Genomic DNA, 17,356 nt, shown 5'->3' on the forward strand with positions numbered 1-17,356 from the left:
TTTAATATCTTTAAACAAAAAATCCCGTATGAAGATACATTTCTGCATATCTTCATACGGGATTTCCCATAGTTTAATCTTCGTCTTTAACATCCATATCTTCTGGAATTGGTTCATTCAATATATCTTCCACTAATTGCTTATATTTCTCCATTTGTTCTAAATGTGTATTGAATTGTTCTTTATTTAATAAATATTGCTCTCCATCAAATAGTGCACGAATTTTCTTTTGCTGAATTAGCTCTTCAATATACGACTTTGGTAAATTCAAATACTCCGCAGCTTCTTCTACTGTTATATACAACGCGTTCATTCCTTTATTATTTTTTCATATATACTGTATCTTACTTTATTTTTGTAAACAAATAAAAAAGATTTTGTAAATGCAATTTAAAAAGAAGGTGGATGCATTCCATATATTGTATAATAATATAGTAAGGATTTTTTAAATATAGAATGGTATTACCCATTTACACAAAGGAGAGTTAACATATGGCTACTCGTCACATCATTACAATGTTAGAAAAAACATTACAATTTGAAACAGAAAACACAATTTCTCATTTAACTACATCTTTATCTGATCGTATTCTTTCTCAAAGCGCAGCAATACATGAAAACAATTGTTACCATACAATTGGGGAATGGTACAAAAATCATTTTTTATTCCAACAAGATGATTTCCTTTGGGCTAAATACGCTTTCTATGACGCATATTGTGAAGCTATAAAGGAACAAGGACATCTTACAAAACGCGTCCGTCAAATATTAGAATCATTAGCTCGAATGCATGGAAAACAGTACATTGCCTCTATATTAAATATGCCATTTCCTAACGAACGAGCTAAAGGGACAGCATAATGTAATACTGTTCTGCGGCAGTAAAACATAGATTCATTGTTTTCTAGGAAGATTTACAAATAAAACGTTCATATCACATGAACTGATGAAACCGGTGTCATTACAATGATTGAAAATATAGTAAACAGGAAAACCCCCATTTACCTCTCTCGTCACTCGAGAAGAGAAGTAAATGGGGGTTACTTGTTTCTTTATCCCGCTATTAGTGCGCGGCCATACTCAGCTGGGAATAGCCCCACTGATTACAGTTTAACTTTATTATTTCATCATCTGCTTGATCAATTCACGATTTCTCTTCTTAAATACTTCATTATGCGAAGAAACCATTCCGTACTCACTTGCATCAGGTTGAATAAATTGTTTCGCTTTATTTACAGCATTTCCAGCATCTTGGAATGCTCCCGCAATTAAGTGTAATTTCCCTTCGTGCTTTAAAATATCTCCCGCAGCATATAATCCATCTACAGAGGACTCACTATTCGCATTACCTGCAATATAATAATTATCTATAATTGCAACGTCTAACTCACTATTTTCTAATAACGTAATGTCACGTTCATATCCATGGTTAATAATCACTTCATCAATAGGTAAATGTGAAATTTCACTTGTTTCATGATTCGTTAATTCTACATATTCGATCGCTTCATGATTATCACCAGCAATGAGTTTTGTAATCGATGTATTAAAGAAACACTCCGCCGAGCTGTTCAGCAGTTGTTTTACTTGTGCTTCATGACCAGATAATTCTTCTTTTCTATATGTTACATACACTTTTTTCGCAATTGGTTCTAATTCATTTGCCCAATCAACAGCAGAATTTCCTCCGCCGGAAATAATGACCGTCTTACCTTTGAAACGCTTTAAAGATTTCACTGTATAATTTAAATTAGATACTTCAAATCGCTCAGCACCTTCAATTGATAACTTTTGAGGCTTCAATATACCACTTCCAGTTGCGACGATAACTGTTTTTGAAAAATGTTCTTCTCCAGTGCTTGCTTTTAACGTAAAAGTGCCATCTTCGTTACGAATAATCGATTCTACTTTTGTATTTAATACCACTTCTGGCTTAAATGTTAGCCCTTGCTGTACAAGTTGTTCAATTAATTTATCACCTGTAACTGGCAGCAGCCCTCCTACATCCCAAATCATCTTCTCTGGATAAACATGTATTTTTCCACCTAACTGTGGTTGAAATTCTATTATTTTCGTTTTCATCTCTCTGAGTCCACTATAAAAAGCTGAATAAAGCCCTGCAGGCCCTCCGCCTATCACAGTTACATCAAACAATTCTTCTTGATTCATTCGTGTCACTCCTCAGCTACTAGTCATTGATTATCATTCTCAATAAAATATAACCTGTTTCCGCAAAATTTACAATCAAAATTACTATTGACAATACACCTATATAAAATTATATTATTTAAAGAATCAATAGTGATAATCATTATCATTTTGTTAATAATTAGTAAATTTGAGATTACATCTTCTTTTATTAATATGGTTAATACTATATTGTAGAATCTCATATTCAAGATTTTTAATAAGCATTTTGCATTACCACTACTCTTTCAAAAAGATTGCAGTTAAACAAATTATTATATACAAATATCATCTATGTTAAAGGAGAAAGACAATGAAAAAGTTATTTATTTCACTAACAGTTCTTTTCGTTCTTGTTATGAGCGCTTGTAGCAATGGCTCTACAGACAAAAAGAACGATGCAAAAGGTAGTAAATCAGAAACAATTACATACCAATCTGAAAATGGTAAAGTAGAAGTTCCTGCAAATCCAAAACGTGTTGTTGTTTTATCATCATTCGCTGGTAACGTGATGTCATTAGATGTAAATCTTGTTGGGGTAGATTCATGGTCTAAACAAAACCCACGCTTTGATAGCAAACTTAAAGATGTTGCTGAAGTATCAGATGAAAACGTTGAAAAAATCGCTGAACTAAATCCAGATTTAATCATTGGTTTATCAAATATTAAAAATGTTGATAAGTTAAAGAAGATCGCTCCTACTGTAACGTACACTTACGGAAAAGTTGATTACTTAACACAGCATTTAGAAATCGGTAAATTATTAAACAAAGAAAAAGAAGCAAAAACTTGGGTTGATGACTTCAAGAAACGTGCACAGGACGCTGGTAAAGAAATTAAAGCAAAAATCGGTGAAGATGCAACAGTTTCTGTTGTAGAAAACTTCAACAAACAGCTTTATGTATACGGCGAAAACTGGGGCCGTGGAACAGAAATTCTATACCAAGAAATGAAATTAAAAATGCCTGAAAAAGTAAAAGAAAAAGCATTAAAAGAAGGTTACTACGCATTATCTACTGAAGTATTACCTGAGTTTGCTGGTGATTACTTAATCGTAAGTAAAAACAAAGATACTGATAACTCATTCCAAGAGACAGAATCATATAAAAACATCCCAGCAGTAAAAAATAATCGCGTATACGAAGCAAACATGATGGAATTCTATTTCAATGATCCACTTACATTAGATTTCCAACTAGACTTCTTCAAGAAAAGCTTTCTTGGTAAATAATACAAACATGAGGAATTCTTAATTTAAGAATTCCTCTTCCTTTATTCTATGAACAGAAAAGATGTGAAACGAATGACAAAAGATCACGACAATCCACGTTCTATAGCTTTTACATACAAACTAATTTTGAGCATAATTGCATTCTTTCTTATTTTTATGGTAGCAATGGTATTAGGTGCTGCAGATACTTCAATAAAAGACGTATGGTTAGCACTTACTTCCTCCGCTAAAGGGGACAAAATATCTATTATTCGCGAAATACGTTTGCCACGTGAAGTTGCTGCTATTTTTGTAGGAGCTGGACTTGCTGTTTCTGGAGCAATTATGCAAGGATTAACACGAAATCCACTTGCAGATCCTGGATTATTAGGGCTATCTGGTGGAGCAAATGCTGCGCTTGCACTGACACTTGCTTTCAATCCTTCCATCAGCTATCTTTACTTAACATTTGCTTGCTTTATTGGTGCTGCAATTGGCGCAATTATGGTATTTGGAATTGGTATGGTGAAAAAAGGCGGGCTATCCCCTCTTCGAATTGTATTAGCCGGTGCTGCCGTTTCAGCATTTCTACTCGCAATTTCAGAAGGAGTCGGCATTTACTTCAAAATTTCACAAGATGTATCACTTTGGACTGCTGGGGGCGTAATTGGAACTACTTGGAGCCAATTAAAAATTATTATTCCAGTCATTTCAATTAGTATCTTTATCGCTATCTTACTAGCAAAAAAATTGACAATTCTTAGTTTCAGTGAAGAAGTGGCTATTGGACTAGGTCAAAAAATTATTGTTATTAAAACCATTCTATTTATCATTATTATCTTACTTGCTGGTGCTTCTGTAGCGCTTGTCGGAAATATGGCATTTATCGGTTTAATGGTACCTCACATGGTACGCCCAATTGTCGGTCCAGATTACCGATTTGTTATACCGATGTCAGCAATTGCTGGAGCTTCCTTTATGCTACTTGCAGATACAATCGGACGTACTATTAACGCTCCATACGAAACACCAGTTGCCGCTATTGTCGCAATTGTAGGGCTGCCATTCTTCCTATTCGTTGTACGTAAAGGAGGAAAAACATTCTCATGATGCAATCTATTCTAAGAAAACAACGTCTTATTATACTCGCTTTACTAATACTGACCATCACCACCATTGTAGTTGGAATGGGACTTGGTTCAGCATCTTTATCTTATGATCGACTACTCCCAACATTAATGGGACAGGGGACTTTTAAAGAGGAGTTTGTTTTATACTCTTTAAGACTACCTAGAATTGTTATTACATTATTAGCTGGTATGGCTCTCGCTTTATCAGGGGCTATTCTGCAAGGAATTACTCGAAATGATTTAGCTGAACCTGGTATTCTCGGAATCAACTCTGGGGCCGGTGTTGCTGTTGCTATTTTCTTTTTATACTTTCCAATAGATGTAGGTTCATTCCTTTATTTACTACCTGTCGTTGGATTTATCGGGGCTTTTCTGACAGCTGTTCTAATTTACGTATTTTCATATAGTAAATCAACTGGACTTCAGCCAATACGATTAACATTAACTGGTATCGGTTTTGCATTTGCACTATCTGGAATGATGATTGTCCTTATTTCATCCGCTGATCGTATGAAAGTGGACTTTATTTCAAAATGGATTGCCGGAAATATTTGGGGAGATGACTGGATCTTCGTTTTAGCAATGCTCCCATGGTTAATCGTATTAATTCCGTTCGTTTTCTATAAAGCAAATCGATTAAACATTCTAGCATTAAACGAGCCAGTCGCAATCGGTGTTGGAATTGAAATTGAAAAAGAACGCAGATACTTATTAGTTGCAGCCGTTGCGCTTGCAGCTGCAGCTGTTTCCGTAACAGGAGGAATTAGCTTTATCGGACTAATGGCTCCTCATATCGCGAAATCTTTAGTAGGTCCAAGACATCAAATTTTCATGCCTATCGCCGTTTTAATCGGCGGATGGCTATTGCTATTAGCAGACACAATCGGACGAAACATCGTTGATCCTAATGGCATCCCAGCAGGTATTGTCGTTGCTTTAATTGGTGCTCCTTACTTTATGTATTTGTTGCTTAAGAAGGCATAGAAACACCCTCAAGAGTGAAATCTTGAGGGTGTTTCTTCATTTACTGCTGCCCATACCCTTCAAACTTCTTCGCCAAATTCGCCATCTCATCTTCTGGCAATAGCTTCGGCTCTCCGACGCTTTTCGTTTGATAATAAATTTGCGCACAAAACTCAATTTCTTCTGCAACAGTAAACGCCATTTTTATGTTATTTGCACCTGCAATTAAACCGTGGTTCTCAAGTAAAACGGCACGGCGATCAATCATGCCTTCAAAAGCAGCATCCGCTAATTGCTTCGTACCAAATGTTTCATACGGTGCACAGCGTACATTCGGGCCTGCGAAAGCAATTAAATATGATACAGCAGGAAGCTCCCACCCTAATGATGCAATTGTCTTCGCATAAGGTGAATGTGTATGCACAAGCGCATTTATATCTTCACGATTTCTATAATATATAAGGTGCATATCGAGCTCGCTTGACGGTTTTCTCTCTCCCTCTACCACTTCACCATCTAAGTTTAATATAACTACATCTTCAGGTTTTGTTTCATAATACTCTAAACCACTTGGGCTAATCGCAACAAGACCTTGTTCACGATTGAAAATACTAATATTGCCGCCTGTCCCCTTTGTTAAACCGCTAGAAATCATTTTCTTTCCATACGCTACAATTTCTTCTCTTTCTTTTTGTAATAACATATACATCCCCCTAAGTATGAAGCTTATGATGACTGACTTTTTAAATCTATCTACTTATTGAAATAGCTTTTTTAAGTTCTCCGTAAACGGTGCTTTTACAATCCCTTTTTCCGTAATAATCGCTGTTACATTTTCATGTGGTGTGACATCAAATGCCGGATTATATACTTTACTTTCTTTCGGAGCAGAATATTGTCCGAAGCGATTAATCACTTCAGAAGCATCTCTTTCCTCGATTGGAATTTCTTTTCCTGTCGGTGTTTTTAAGTCGATTGTCGGTGTTGGTGCTGCTACATAAAACGGAATGTTGTAGTATTTTGCTAAAATAGATACGCCTAATGTCCCAATTTTATTTGCTACATCACCGTTTGCTGCCACACGGTCGCACCCAACGATTACCGCCTCAATCTTCCCTTGTGACATGACCATAGCTGCCATATTATCCGTAATGACAGTAACATCAATCCCCGCTCGCTGTAGTTCTAATGCTGTTAACGTTGAACCTTGTAATCTAGGACGTGTTTCATCCGAAAAGATTTTTAAGTCCCATCCTTTTTCTTTCGCTAAGTACATTGGAGCTGTCGCAGTCCCATACTTAGTCGTCGCTAACGCACCAGCATTACAATGTGTTAACACTCCCATTCCATCATGGAATAACGTTAATGCATGTTCTCCGATTTGACGGTTAATTTCTTCATCTTCTCTATGAATCTCTTTTGCCTCTTCTAGTAATCTATCTTTCAACTGGCCGATTGATAAATGTGAGTTCTCTGTCGCGACTGTCTCCATTCTTTCAAGTGCCCAAAATAAATTTACTGCTGTTGGCCTTGATGTTGCCAAATATGCACATACCTTTTTGACTTCCTCTATAAAGTCTTCCATCTTACTTTGAATAACTTCCTTTATTCCTAAACACACACCATACGCTGCCGAAACACCAATCGCTGGTGCTCCTCTTACTTTCATTACTTGAATGGCATCCCACACGCTTTCAGCTGTCTTGAAAGATTCATAGACAACCTCATTCGGTAATAATGTTTGATCTAATAAAATTAAAGAATCATCTTTCCACTGAATGGGTATTAATTGCTCTTCCATCATCTTCTCCCCTTACTTCGCGTAGTGCATTGACTGTTCTTTTAACGTTTCTACAAAACTTGTGCCTGTTTTATATTGATTAGCCCGTAAAATAAATTTCTTCGCTACTTGAAGACAAATACGTTCTGCTCTGGCACGTGCTTCCTCATTCTCGATACAAGTAATATCCTTTACTTTCGCTAGCCCAACAATACGACGAATTAACTCAAGACCCGTCACTGCAGCTGTATCCTCTAATACAGATTGTAAATATACTTCGTTAAAGCCTTCTTCCTTCGCCATAATCTCGGTCACATGAATATTCCAAGCATTTAAAAACTTCTTCTTAAATAAATCAATTACCTCTACCATTGTCGATTGTAGCCAACCCATATGCGCATCTTTCTCAGCCCCAGGCTTCATAGTCGCATCTGCATTCACCCAAGCAAACATTAAATTCGCCATTACATTCCCAACGTCATATCCCATCGGTCCATAAAAGGCAAACTCAGGATCAATAATCTTCGTGGAATCATTTTTCACAAAAACGGAACCAGTATGCAGATCACCATGAATAAGTGCCTGTGCATTCGTCATAAAAGAAAACTTACGTTTTGCTACTTCCATACGAAGCTCTTTATCACTATAAATATGCTCTCTAATCCATCCTTCATTTAGCGGAAATAACTCGTTACGCTTATTATGATTTGTAAATGGCTCAGCGTATACGAGGTCTTCTGTAATCTCACATAATTCAGGATTTATATAGTTTTTTACAAGCTCCTTCTTCTCTTTATGATTCATTACAACATCCGATGTTAATAAAAGTGTGTTTACCAAAAAAGTCGTTACATCGTCAGCAAGCCTCGGAAATATTTGATGATTTATAAGTGCTGTACGTAATATTGTGTGGTCTGATAAATCTTCCATTACGCAACAATTCATCACACTATCAAACAAATATACCTTTGGAACAAGCCCAGGTGCTAACTCCTCCTCTAACTGCAAAACATCTGATTCTATACGAATACGATTCGTCGACAACTTAAACTCATCTGAAATCCTTGCTGTATCCCCAGCTTGCTTTACAATGACAGAAATATTCTTCTGTTCATCCCAAACGCGGAATACATAATTTAAATTACCATCGCCTATTTCTTTACACTGTAACCCCTTTGCATCCTCAAACTTACATAATTTCTCTTTCACATATACAATCACATCATTAGCTTCCATTAAAAAATACTTTGTGAACTTAGACATGGTTTCCCCTCCACACTAATTGTAAGCGTTTTCTAAAGGTCATAAAAAATAATAGGGTGAAATTTTTTCATCCTATATTATATCTTCTTTTTGAAAGGTATATCTAGATTTTATTATATCTTGTTAGCACCTTGAGTCAATCTTTCTATATCACTGCAATATGCTTCCTAATTATATATTTGAGATGACAAAAAATGTTCAAAAAGATTCTAATTCATTTTATTTTATTTATCGCACAATTCTTTGTAAAATAGAAATAAGCAATCCCTTTTCAAATCCACAACTTCTAAGAAATATTCCCTTCCTAACAATTTATACTTACACCATGTCTCTAACATACGCACTACTCTTTTACATACTCGTTGAAAATCGATTACATGAAAACTACCTTTTAATTCTCTAACAACCTTAATTGAGAATAAATATTAATTAAATTGATATAAAGTTGGTTTATTCTCTTGACAAAATAACCACTTCTATATGATAATTAATATCGAATTAGAATTATTATAGTTAATTAAAAAATATATTTTATGAGCACACTATTTTTTGATGCTCAAAACCAACATTTAGGAGGAATTTTAATATGTTATTAATCGGCACAGAAGTAAAACCGTTTAAAGCTAATGCTTACCATAATGGAGAATTTATCCAAGTTACTGACGAAAGTTTAAAAGGAAAATGGAGTGTAGTTTGTTTCTACCCAGCTGACTTCACATTCGTTTGCCCAACTGAACTTGAAGACTTACAAAACCAATATGCAACTCTTAAAGACTTAGGCGTTGAAGTATACTCTGTATCTACAGACACTCACTTCACTCACAAAGCATGGCATGATAGCTCAGAAACTATCGGCAAAATCGAATACATTATGATTGGTGACCCAACTCGCACAATCACTACAAACTTCAACGTTTTAATGGAAGAAGAAGGTCTTGCTGCTCGTGGTACATTCATCATCGATCCAGACGGCGTTATCCAATCTATGGAAATCAATGCTGACGGTATCGGCCGTGACGCAAGCATTCTTGTTAACAAAATTAAAGCAGCTCAATACGTACGTAACAACCCAGGTGAAGTTTGCCCAGCTAAATGGCAAGAGGGTTCTGCAACACTTAAACCAAGCCTTGACCTTGTAGGCAAAATCTAAGGAGTTCGATCAAAATGATACTAGATGCAGATATAAAAACACAACTATCCCAATACCTTCAGTTAATGGAGAACGATATTTTACTTAAAGTAAGCGCTGGAGACGACGACGTATCTAAAGATATGTTAGCTCTAGTAGACGAATTAGCTACTATGTCATCTAAGATTACAGTAGAAAAAGTTGAATTAGAGAGAACACCAAGCTTTAGCGTAAATCGCCCTGGTGAAGACACTGGTGTCGTATTCGCTGGTATTCCATTAGGACACGAATTTACTTCATTAGTGTTAGCTTTACTACAAGTAAGTGGACGCGCTCCAAAAGTTGAACAAAAATTAATCGATCAAATTAAAAACATTCAAGGCGAATATCATTTTGAATCTTATATCAGCCTAAGTTGTCATAACTGTCCTGATGTTGTACAAGCTCTTAACGTAATGAGCGTTCTAAACTCTGGTATTACACATACTATGATTGATGGCGCTGCATTCAAAGAGGAAGTAGAAAGCAAAGACATCATGGCAGTACCAACAGTTTTCCTAAACGGCGAATCTTTCGGAAGCGGTCGTATGACACTTGAAGAAATTTTAGCTAAAATGGGTAACGGTCCAGATGCATCAGAGCTTTCTGATAAAGATCCATACGATGTTCTTGTTGTTGGTGGCGGCCCTGCTGGTGCAAGTGCAGCAATTTATGCAGCACGTAAAGGCATCCGCACTGGTATCGTTGCTGAGCGCTTCGGTGGTCAAGTAATGGATACTATGGGCATTGAGAACTTCATCAGCGTAAAACGCACTGAAGGTCCTAAGCTAGTAGCAAGCCTTGAAGAGCACGTAAAAGAATACGACATCGATGTAATGAATCTACAACGTGCAAAACGTTTAGAGAAAAAAGAACTTATTGAAGTGGAACTTGAAAACGGCGCTATTCTGAAAAGTAAAAGCGTAATCGTTTCAACAGGTGCTCGCTGGCGTAACGTTGGCGTACCAGGTGAAGCTGAGTTCAAAAATAAAGGTGTAGCATACTGCCCACACTGTGACGGTCCATTATTCATCGGAAAAGACGTAGCAGTTATCGGCGGAGGTAACTCTGGTATTGAAGCAGCTATCGACTTAGCAGGTATCGTTAAGCACGTAACTGTTCTTGAATTCATGCCAGAATTAAAAGCTGATGCTGTATTACAAGAGCGTCTTAACAGCTTACCAAACGTAACTGTTCTGAAAAACGTTCAAACGAAAGAAATCACTGGTACTGATAAAGTAAACGGTATTTCTTACATCGATCGTGAAACTGAAGAAGTTCATCACGTTGAATTACAAGGTGTATTCGTACAAATCGGTCTTGTGCCAAACACAGACTGGTTAGGCGAAACAGTTGAACGCGCTCGCGGTGAAATCGTAACAGACAAGCACGGCGCTACAAACGTACCAGGAGTGTTTGCTGCAGGTGACTGTACAAATAATCCGTACAAACAAATCATCATCTCTATGGGTTCAGGTGCAAACGCAGCTTTAGGTGCATTTGATTACTTAATCCGTAACTAATTATATAGACGTGAGTAAAAAAAAGCAGGTGCCTTGGCACCTGCTTTTTTTATAATCTTAATGTATAAACTAAAAACCTCTCATTCCCATTCTTCTCATAAGCACCTGGCAACCTTACTTCTCTCTTCAGCTCAAACGTAGTCTGGTTCTCTAAGAAGAAAATATAATCTTCAGAAGGATAGTATAAAATAATATCTACTTCTCTCTCTGTTTCCTCTACCGAAAGCAAAATGTTATTTACTACGTTCATAAACACTTGTACAGAAAATGGATTAAAAAAATAAAACCGATTATCACGTGGATCAATCTCATATTCTTGCGCTAAACAGCATTCAAACCCAATTTTATCTTTACTGTTTCTTACCTTTCGTGCATAGCGCTCAAGATTATCCATTGCTTCTTTATAAAACTCTTCATTCATTTCAATTCCAACTGCTGAAGCACCACACTTATGGTGCATGTAAAAATTTAATCGTCCTTTTCCGCATCCAAAATCTACAACCCGGTCGCTACTTCTTATTTCATATTGATTCAATAACTCATCTAATCCGCTATATGGCGTCGGTTCATAACGGTGATAATGCATAGACTTGTTAAAACCCTTTTGCTCACCGACAGTTTTTATATGTAATACTGCATCGTAATATTGTTCGTTCATTCGTCTTCTCCTATTAGAAAATGGTACTTATTATTATACACCATGTACTGAAGACTCATTTTGCATCAAGTTAACTGATACGTGAAATTATATGAATGATTTTCTGAATATATCTATCGTAACTTAGAATATATCAACGATTTTTTCAATATATCGACTTAACGACACATTCCTACAAAAAAACAGGAGCTATCTAGCCCCTGTCCTCTAATACTTTCAATACAGTTTGTTTCAATATTTCTACTCCATCCATAATACAACTATGATCGAACTTCATATACGGATGGTGTAATCCAGGTTGTAGGTTGGCACCTAGTCCAAGCATGACAGCTTTTAAATGTGGTCTCTTCACTGTGTAGTAATGGAAATCATCGCTTCCTGTCGTATACAGTGGTCCAGTGCATCCCTCTTCCCCGTACACTTCAAGAATGCCTTTTCGCATAAAGCGCTCAGCTTCTTCTGACACTTCAGCTCCTGGTGCAAGGTCGATCCATTTGTATGAAGTTTTCGATCCCATAGATGCGGCCGATTCTATTACATGTTCTATTTTTTTCTTCAATTCTTCTAATAATGTATTACTCTCTGCCCTAACATCTAAGCTAAAATGGCCGTTACCCGGAATAATATTCAAATTATCCCCGCCAGCCTGGCACCTTGTCATCTTCACTGAATATGAGCTTTGCGGTGGTAGCCATATATTTTTCAAACCGATATTGATCATAGAAATGACATCAATTGCATTTATCCCTTGATGTGGGCGTGCCCCATGTGCATCATCTCCATGAATCGTTCCTTCTAAAAATCCTGCTGCTCCGTGACGAATAGATGGGGCAGCTTGTTTCAAAGGTAGTTCTTCAATCGGTCTTAGATGAACACCAAATAAGAAGTCAGCATCATCCACGGCACCCTTCTCTACCATCTTTAAAGAACCATTTCCTTTTTCCTCTGCCGGCTGAAAAATAAATCTAACCGTTCCACTATCCCATCTCATATTTTTCAATTGTAAAATAAGCCCCATCACAATTGTCATATGAGCATCGTGACCACATGAATGATTCGCTTTAAACTCTCCGTCCACTTCTTGCCAAAGTGCATCCATATCGGCACGAATTGCAATAACTGGATTTCCGCTTCCAATTTCAGCAATCACGCCTGGGCAATCATCAAATATTTTATATGAAATTCCTTCTTCTTTTAAAAAGTTAGTAATATACGCTGTCGTTTCATACTCTTTCCAACTCACTTCAGGGTTTTCATGTAAATGCTGAAAAATTTCAGTTAACCGCTCTTGTAGTTCTAATGTTTTCAAAGCTACATTCTCCTTCCCAAATTCCAAAACCATTCAGGTTAATTATACTTATGAAAAACAGATGTTTTTATGAACATATTGAATTTTAAGAAAAAAGTCAATTATTTATTTTTAAATACGATCGACAACTTATTTCCACTCACTTTATAACGATAGAACATTCCTTATTTTCTGTTTTTTTATTGACGCTCATATCAATTTTTAGTTATTATAATTTAATAACGTCTATTTTGCGACAATTCTAAAAATACAAACATACATAATGAGGAGGCAATTTATGAAAAAAGAAATACCTTTTGGCGTAGCAATAATCCCTATTATCATTACAGTTGCAGTTATGATGGTTACAATTGTTGTATTAAAACAAAGCCCTCACGTCCCACTTATTATCGGTACAACCGTTGCTTCTATCGTCGCTTGGCGTTACGGTTACAAATGGCACGATATTGAAGAAGCAATGTATAAAGGAATTCGCCTCGCATTACCCGCTATCGTTATCATTATTCTAGTAGGTTTAACGATTGGTGCTTGGATTGGCGGCGGAATCGTCGCAACAATGATTTATTACGGTTTAAATCTTTTAACTCCATCACTATTTTTAGTTTCAATTACAATTATTTGTTCTATTGTTGCATTAGCTATCGGTAGCTCTTGGTCTACAATGGGAACAATTGGTGTTGCAGGAATGGGAATTGGCCTAAGTATGGGAATCCCAGCTCCAATGGTTGCCGGTGCTATCATTTCCGGTTCTTACTTCGGCGATAAAATGTCACCGCTTTCAGACACAACAAACTTAGCCGCAGGATTAACAAATACAGATTTATTCACACATATTCGTCATATGTTATTTACTACAATTCCAGGTTTAATTATTACTCTTATCGTTTATGCATTCTTAGGAAGAAATTTTGGCGCTAACAATATTGATGCAAAAGGTATCGATCAAACGTTACAAGTATTGCAACAAAACTTTGTTATCTCCCCTTTCCTACTAATCATACCTGTAGTCGTTATGGTATTGGTCGCTAAAAAAGTTCCTGCTATACCAGCTATTCTCGTAGGTATAATTTTAGGATTTTTATCACAAGTCTTTATTCAAGGTGGTTCTGTCTCCGCGTCTGTCGGTGCACTCCAAAATGGATTTGTCATAGACACTGGCAACAAGCTAGTAGACGAACTCTTTAACCGCGGTGGCTTAAATTCGATGATGAATACAGTTTCGATGACAATTGTCGCTATGACCTTTGGAGGAGTATTAGAACATACTGGTATTCTTCGCGCAATTGTAAATCAAATTTTAAAATTAGCGACATCAGCAAAAGGACTTATCGCTTCTACTATCGCATCTTGCTTTGCAACCAACCTTACTTGCTCTGAACAATATATTTCGATTGTTGTTCCTTCAAGAATGTACGCAAATGCATACACAGAAAAAGGACTACATTCTAAAAATTTATCCAGAGCATTAGAAGATGGCGGAACATTAACTTCTGTTTTCGTACCTTGGAATACATGTGGTGTATTTATACTCGCAACACTTGGAGTTGGCGCATTCGAATATGCTCCTTATGCTATATTGAATTTCATCGTACCTATTATTTCAATCATTTACGGCATAACTGGTCTCACAATTACGAAACTATCAGACATTGAAAAAGCGGAACTACTAAAAAAACAAAAGGCTCAACTAGAAGCTTAGAGATACCGGTAAATTCATTTCATATATTGCGCGAGGGCGCCCTTGTTGATAGGGCATTTCCTCGCCGCAAATATGAGCATACCCATAATCAACTAGTTTCTTTAATAACCTTTCTGTTGATCGGCGAGTCACTTGTAAGTATTCAGAAAGATCCGCTGCTGTAAACTTCAATGATGGATGTGATTGACTAAATTGAATAATTTTTGACAAGTTGGCTGGACTAAGTTTCGTTTCCTTCGCTATTTTCATGAGTTCTGGGTTGTCATTCTTCAAACTTTGTACTCTCTGTTCTTTCGGGAACGGACCAAATAGTTCTTTATCACTTGTTAGTATATAAAAACAGTGGTCTATTGGATTATTCTTCGCGAAACTTTGAGCAATTTTAGCATTTTGCTCCGCTTCTTTTACAGTTTTTCCGTAACCAAATCCAATAGCTATTGTTCCTTCTATACTCGCAAATAAATTATTTATCATATTTGTTTTTATAATCGATTCAATATCACCACGAGTCGTATACAAAATGAACGTCATTTCATCAACTTTTTTAAATGAACCCCGTAGTTCTTTTGAAATAGCATCTAATTGCTCAAGCAAACCTTCTCGTAATTCTAAAGAAGAAATCATACAAGCACCAACAGTAGCTGAATGGCTTTTTGCTAACTCAGCTTTTATTTTCGCATCTTTTAACCCATGTATAATGGATTGCTTCGGATCTATCATACGCTCTGAAGGAATACCTATTTTTTGAAGTTCATCATAGACAGCGTGAATACTAGTTAAAGCTAAATGAGCATCTCCAGATTGATATTTAGCTACATGAAAATCAATAACTCTATTTATTTCATCTTTACTCCACAGCATATTTTCATAATCTAACACTTGTGGATTTTCTTTTATACCGATATCATGGAACACATTTGTAATGAATGAGCGGTCTACTAAATCAATTGAAATTTTATGTGGTTGAATACGTTGGTGATACATGACAGAAAGAATGGAAGATGCGACAGTTGTCTCGTCTTGCTGTAAGTACGTACTTGGAATTCGTAATTGTTCTCTTATTTCTTTTGCCATATAATAAGGTAAATCACCTGAGAAAAAGATGAAATCACAAGGCTTTAAACGCTTTAAAAGTTCAGAAGATTCCGCCGGATGAAGGTAAATATATGGATCAATCTCTATTTCTTCTAGTTTATGAGCAATAGGTAAAAGATTCTCCATAAACTCTTTTGAACCGACAACTGCAATTTTTATCATCATTTCTTTAACTCCTTATCATTAATTAACGACTATTTAACGTCAACTATATCAAATGTACAAAACTATTGTAAACAGGAAGGGGTCTCTACCTAATGAAAATTACAGCTATTCATCTTTACGCAATTCGTTTACCACTTCGCGATCCGTTTGTTATTAGTTATGGTTCTTATTCTGACATGCCTTCTATTATCCTCAAAATGGAAACAGATGAAGGCATTATCGGTTACGGTGAGGGCGTTGCTGATGATCACGTTACAGGCGAATCATGGGAAAGTACTTTCCATACTTTAAAACATACACTTGCTCCTGCGCTCATCGGGCAAAATCCAATGAATATCGAGAAAATACACGATATGATGAACAATACCATTTACGGTGTTCCTACTGCAAAAGCCGCAATAGATATTGCTTGTTTTGATATAATGGGCAAAAAACTAAATCAACCTGTATATCAATTAATTGGCGGACGCTACCATGAAGACTTCCCTGTCACTCACGTCTTAAGTATCGCCGAACCTGAAGACATGGCTGAAGAAGCTGCTTCCATGATTCAAAAAGGTTACCAATCTTTCAAAATGAAAGTCGGTACGAATGTAAAAGAGGATGTAAAAAGAATTGAAGCTGTACGTGAACGTGTAGGAAATGATATTGCGATTCGCGTTGATGTAAACCAAGGATGGAAAAATAGCGCCAACACATTAGCGGCACTTCGTTCATTAGGTCATTTAAGCATCGACTGGATTGAACAGCCTGTTTTCGCAGACGATATTGACGCAATGGCTCACATTCGTTCTAAAACAGACCTTCCGCTTATGATTGATGAAGGATTAAAAGGTTCTCGTGAAATGCGCCAAATCATTAAATTAGACGCGGCTGATAAAGTAAATATAAAACTAATGAAATGCGGCGGCATATATCCCGCTGTAAAACTCGCTCATCAAGCAGAAATGGCAGGCATTGAATGCCAAGTTGGATCCATGGTCGAATCATCCGTTGCCTCTTCCGCAGGATTCCATGTCGCTTTCTCGAAAAAAATTATTACGAGCGTCGAGCTAACAGGTCCATTAAAGTTCACGAAAGACATCGGAAACTTACATTACGACGTACCATTTATTCGCTTAAACGAAAAGCCAGGACTTGGCATTGAAATAAACCAAAATACATTACAAGAACTAACCGTCTTTCAAGACGTTGTACGCTAAAGGA

Annotated in this window: 16 protein-coding genes; 8 read left to right on the forward strand and 8 right to left on the reverse strand. The window is 36.6% G+C overall.

Annotated features, from left to right (window positions below):
* Window positions 1-73: 73 nt before the first annotated feature.
* Window positions 74-313, reverse strand: coding sequence for a helix-turn-helix domain-containing protein (locus JDS99_RS13340; protein ID WP_002006755.1), 240 nt, complete (start codon window positions 311-313; stop codon window positions 74-76).
* Between the two features lie 179 nt (window positions 314-492).
* Between JDS99_RS13340 and JDS99_RS13345 the strand changes: the two genes are divergently transcribed.
* Window positions 493-861 (forward strand): hypothetical protein, encoded by a 369-nt coding sequence (locus JDS99_RS13345; RefSeq protein WP_046953739.1) that lies wholly within the window; start codon window positions 493-495, stop codon window positions 859-861.
* 258 nt (window positions 862-1,119) lie between these two features.
* On the opposite strand, the gene JDS99_RS13350 is transcribed toward JDS99_RS13345, so the two are convergent.
* Window positions 1,120-2,169: an NAD(P)/FAD-dependent oxidoreductase gene (locus tag JDS99_RS13350; protein WP_001070939.1), complete on the reverse strand. Its 1,050-nt coding sequence runs from the start codon at window positions 2,167-2,169 to the stop codon at window positions 1,120-1,122.
* A gap of 331 nt (window positions 2,170-2,500) precedes the next feature.
* Between JDS99_RS13350 and JDS99_RS13355 the strand changes: the two genes are divergently transcribed.
* Genes JDS99_RS13355 through JDS99_RS13365 form a run of 3 tightly spaced genes read left to right on the forward strand, consistent with a single transcriptional unit; the run spans window position 2,501 to window position 5,511 of the window.
* Entirely contained in the window at window positions 2,501-3,418 is a 918-nt protein-coding gene (locus JDS99_RS13355; RefSeq protein WP_000732569.1) for an iron-hydroxamate ABC transporter substrate-binding protein, read from the forward strand.
* Between the two features lie 48 nt (window positions 3,419-3,466).
* The gene (locus JDS99_RS13360) at window positions 3,467-4,507 is read left to right on the forward strand and encodes a FecCD family ABC transporter permease (protein ID WP_142293504.1); all 1,041 of its coding nucleotides are present in this window, start codon (window positions 3,467-3,469) and stop codon (window positions 4,505-4,507) included.
* Window positions 4,504-5,511, forward strand: coding sequence for a FecCD family ABC transporter permease (locus JDS99_RS13365; RefSeq protein ID WP_088061572.1), 1,008 nt, complete (start codon window positions 4,504-4,506; stop codon window positions 5,509-5,511). Before JDS99_RS13360 ends, JDS99_RS13365 begins: the two co-directional genes overlap by 4 nt.
* A gap of 40 nt (window positions 5,512-5,551) precedes the next feature.
* On the opposite strand, the gene JDS99_RS13370 is transcribed toward JDS99_RS13365, so the two are convergent.
* Genes JDS99_RS13370 through mtnK form a run of 3 tightly spaced genes read right to left on the reverse strand, consistent with a single transcriptional unit; the run spans window position 5,552 to window position 8,533 of the window.
* Window positions 5,552-6,193: an L-fuculose-phosphate aldolase gene (locus JDS99_RS13370; RefSeq protein WP_000926561.1), complete on the reverse strand. Its 642-nt coding sequence runs from the start codon at window positions 6,191-6,193 to the stop codon at window positions 5,552-5,554.
* 54 nt (window positions 6,194-6,247) lie between these two features.
* On the reverse strand, window positions 6,248-7,291 hold the full coding sequence (mtnA, locus tag JDS99_RS13375) for an S-methyl-5-thioribose-1-phosphate isomerase (protein WP_141542812.1): 1,044 nt from the start codon (window positions 7,289-7,291) through the stop codon (window positions 6,248-6,250).
* Window positions 7,292-7,303: 12 nt separating this feature from the next.
* A complete protein-coding gene (gene mtnK / locus JDS99_RS13380; protein WP_098133552.1) occupies window positions 7,304-8,533 on the reverse strand; it encodes an S-methyl-5-thioribose kinase in 1,230 nt (409 codons plus the stop codon).
* A 586-nt stretch (window positions 8,534-9,119) separates the two neighbouring features.
* Here mtnK and ahpC point away from each other — a divergent pair.
* Both ahpC and ahpF read left to right on the forward strand, forming a co-directional pair.
* Window positions 9,120-9,683, forward strand: coding sequence for an alkyl hydroperoxide reductase subunit C (ahpC, locus tag JDS99_RS13385; RefSeq protein WP_000924420.1), 564 nt, complete (start codon window positions 9,120-9,122; stop codon window positions 9,681-9,683).
* Between the two features lie 14 nt (window positions 9,684-9,697).
* Window positions 9,698-11,224 (forward strand): alkyl hydroperoxide reductase subunit F, encoded by a 1,527-nt coding sequence (gene ahpF / locus JDS99_RS13390; RefSeq protein WP_000599491.1) that lies wholly within the window; start codon window positions 9,698-9,700, stop codon window positions 11,222-11,224.
* 49 nt (window positions 11,225-11,273) lie between these two features.
* On the opposite strand, the gene JDS99_RS13395 is transcribed toward ahpF, so the two are convergent.
* Entirely contained in the window at window positions 11,274-11,882 is a 609-nt protein-coding gene (locus tag JDS99_RS13395; RefSeq protein WP_098133551.1) for an SAM-dependent methyltransferase, read from the reverse strand.
* A gap of 193 nt (window positions 11,883-12,075) precedes the next feature.
* Complete coding sequence (locus JDS99_RS13400) at window positions 12,076-13,191, reverse strand: M20 peptidase aminoacylase family protein (protein ID WP_088061565.1); 1,116 nt, start codon at window positions 13,189-13,191, stop codon at window positions 12,076-12,078.
* Between the two features lie 277 nt (window positions 13,192-13,468).
* On the opposite strand from JDS99_RS13400, the gene nhaC reads away from it, so the two are divergent.
* On the forward strand, window positions 13,469-14,890 hold the full coding sequence (nhaC, locus tag JDS99_RS13405) for a Na+/H+ antiporter NhaC (protein ID WP_088061563.1): 1,422 nt from the start codon (window positions 13,469-13,471) through the stop codon (window positions 14,888-14,890).
* Here the strand turns inward: nhaC and JDS99_RS13410 are convergent.
* On the reverse strand, window positions 14,879-16,150 hold the full coding sequence (locus JDS99_RS13410; RefSeq protein ID WP_199695211.1) for a transcriptional regulator: 1,272 nt from the start codon (window positions 16,148-16,150) through the stop codon (window positions 14,879-14,881). The genes nhaC and JDS99_RS13410 overlap by 12 nt on opposite strands.
* A gap of 92 nt (window positions 16,151-16,242) precedes the next feature.
* Between JDS99_RS13410 and JDS99_RS13415 the strand changes: the two genes are divergently transcribed.
* Window positions 16,243-17,352: a mandelate racemase/muconate lactonizing enzyme family protein gene (locus JDS99_RS13415; protein WP_199695212.1), complete on the forward strand. Its 1,110-nt coding sequence runs from the start codon at window positions 16,243-16,245 to the stop codon at window positions 17,350-17,352.
* Window positions 17,353-17,356: the final 4 nt, after the last annotated feature.

Origin of the sequence: Bacillus cereus group sp. N6 (assembly GCF_016483705.1) — a bacterium.
GTDB classification, from domain to species: domain Bacteria; phylum Bacillota; class Bacilli; order Bacillales; family Bacillaceae_G; genus Bacillus_A; species Bacillus_A wiedmannii.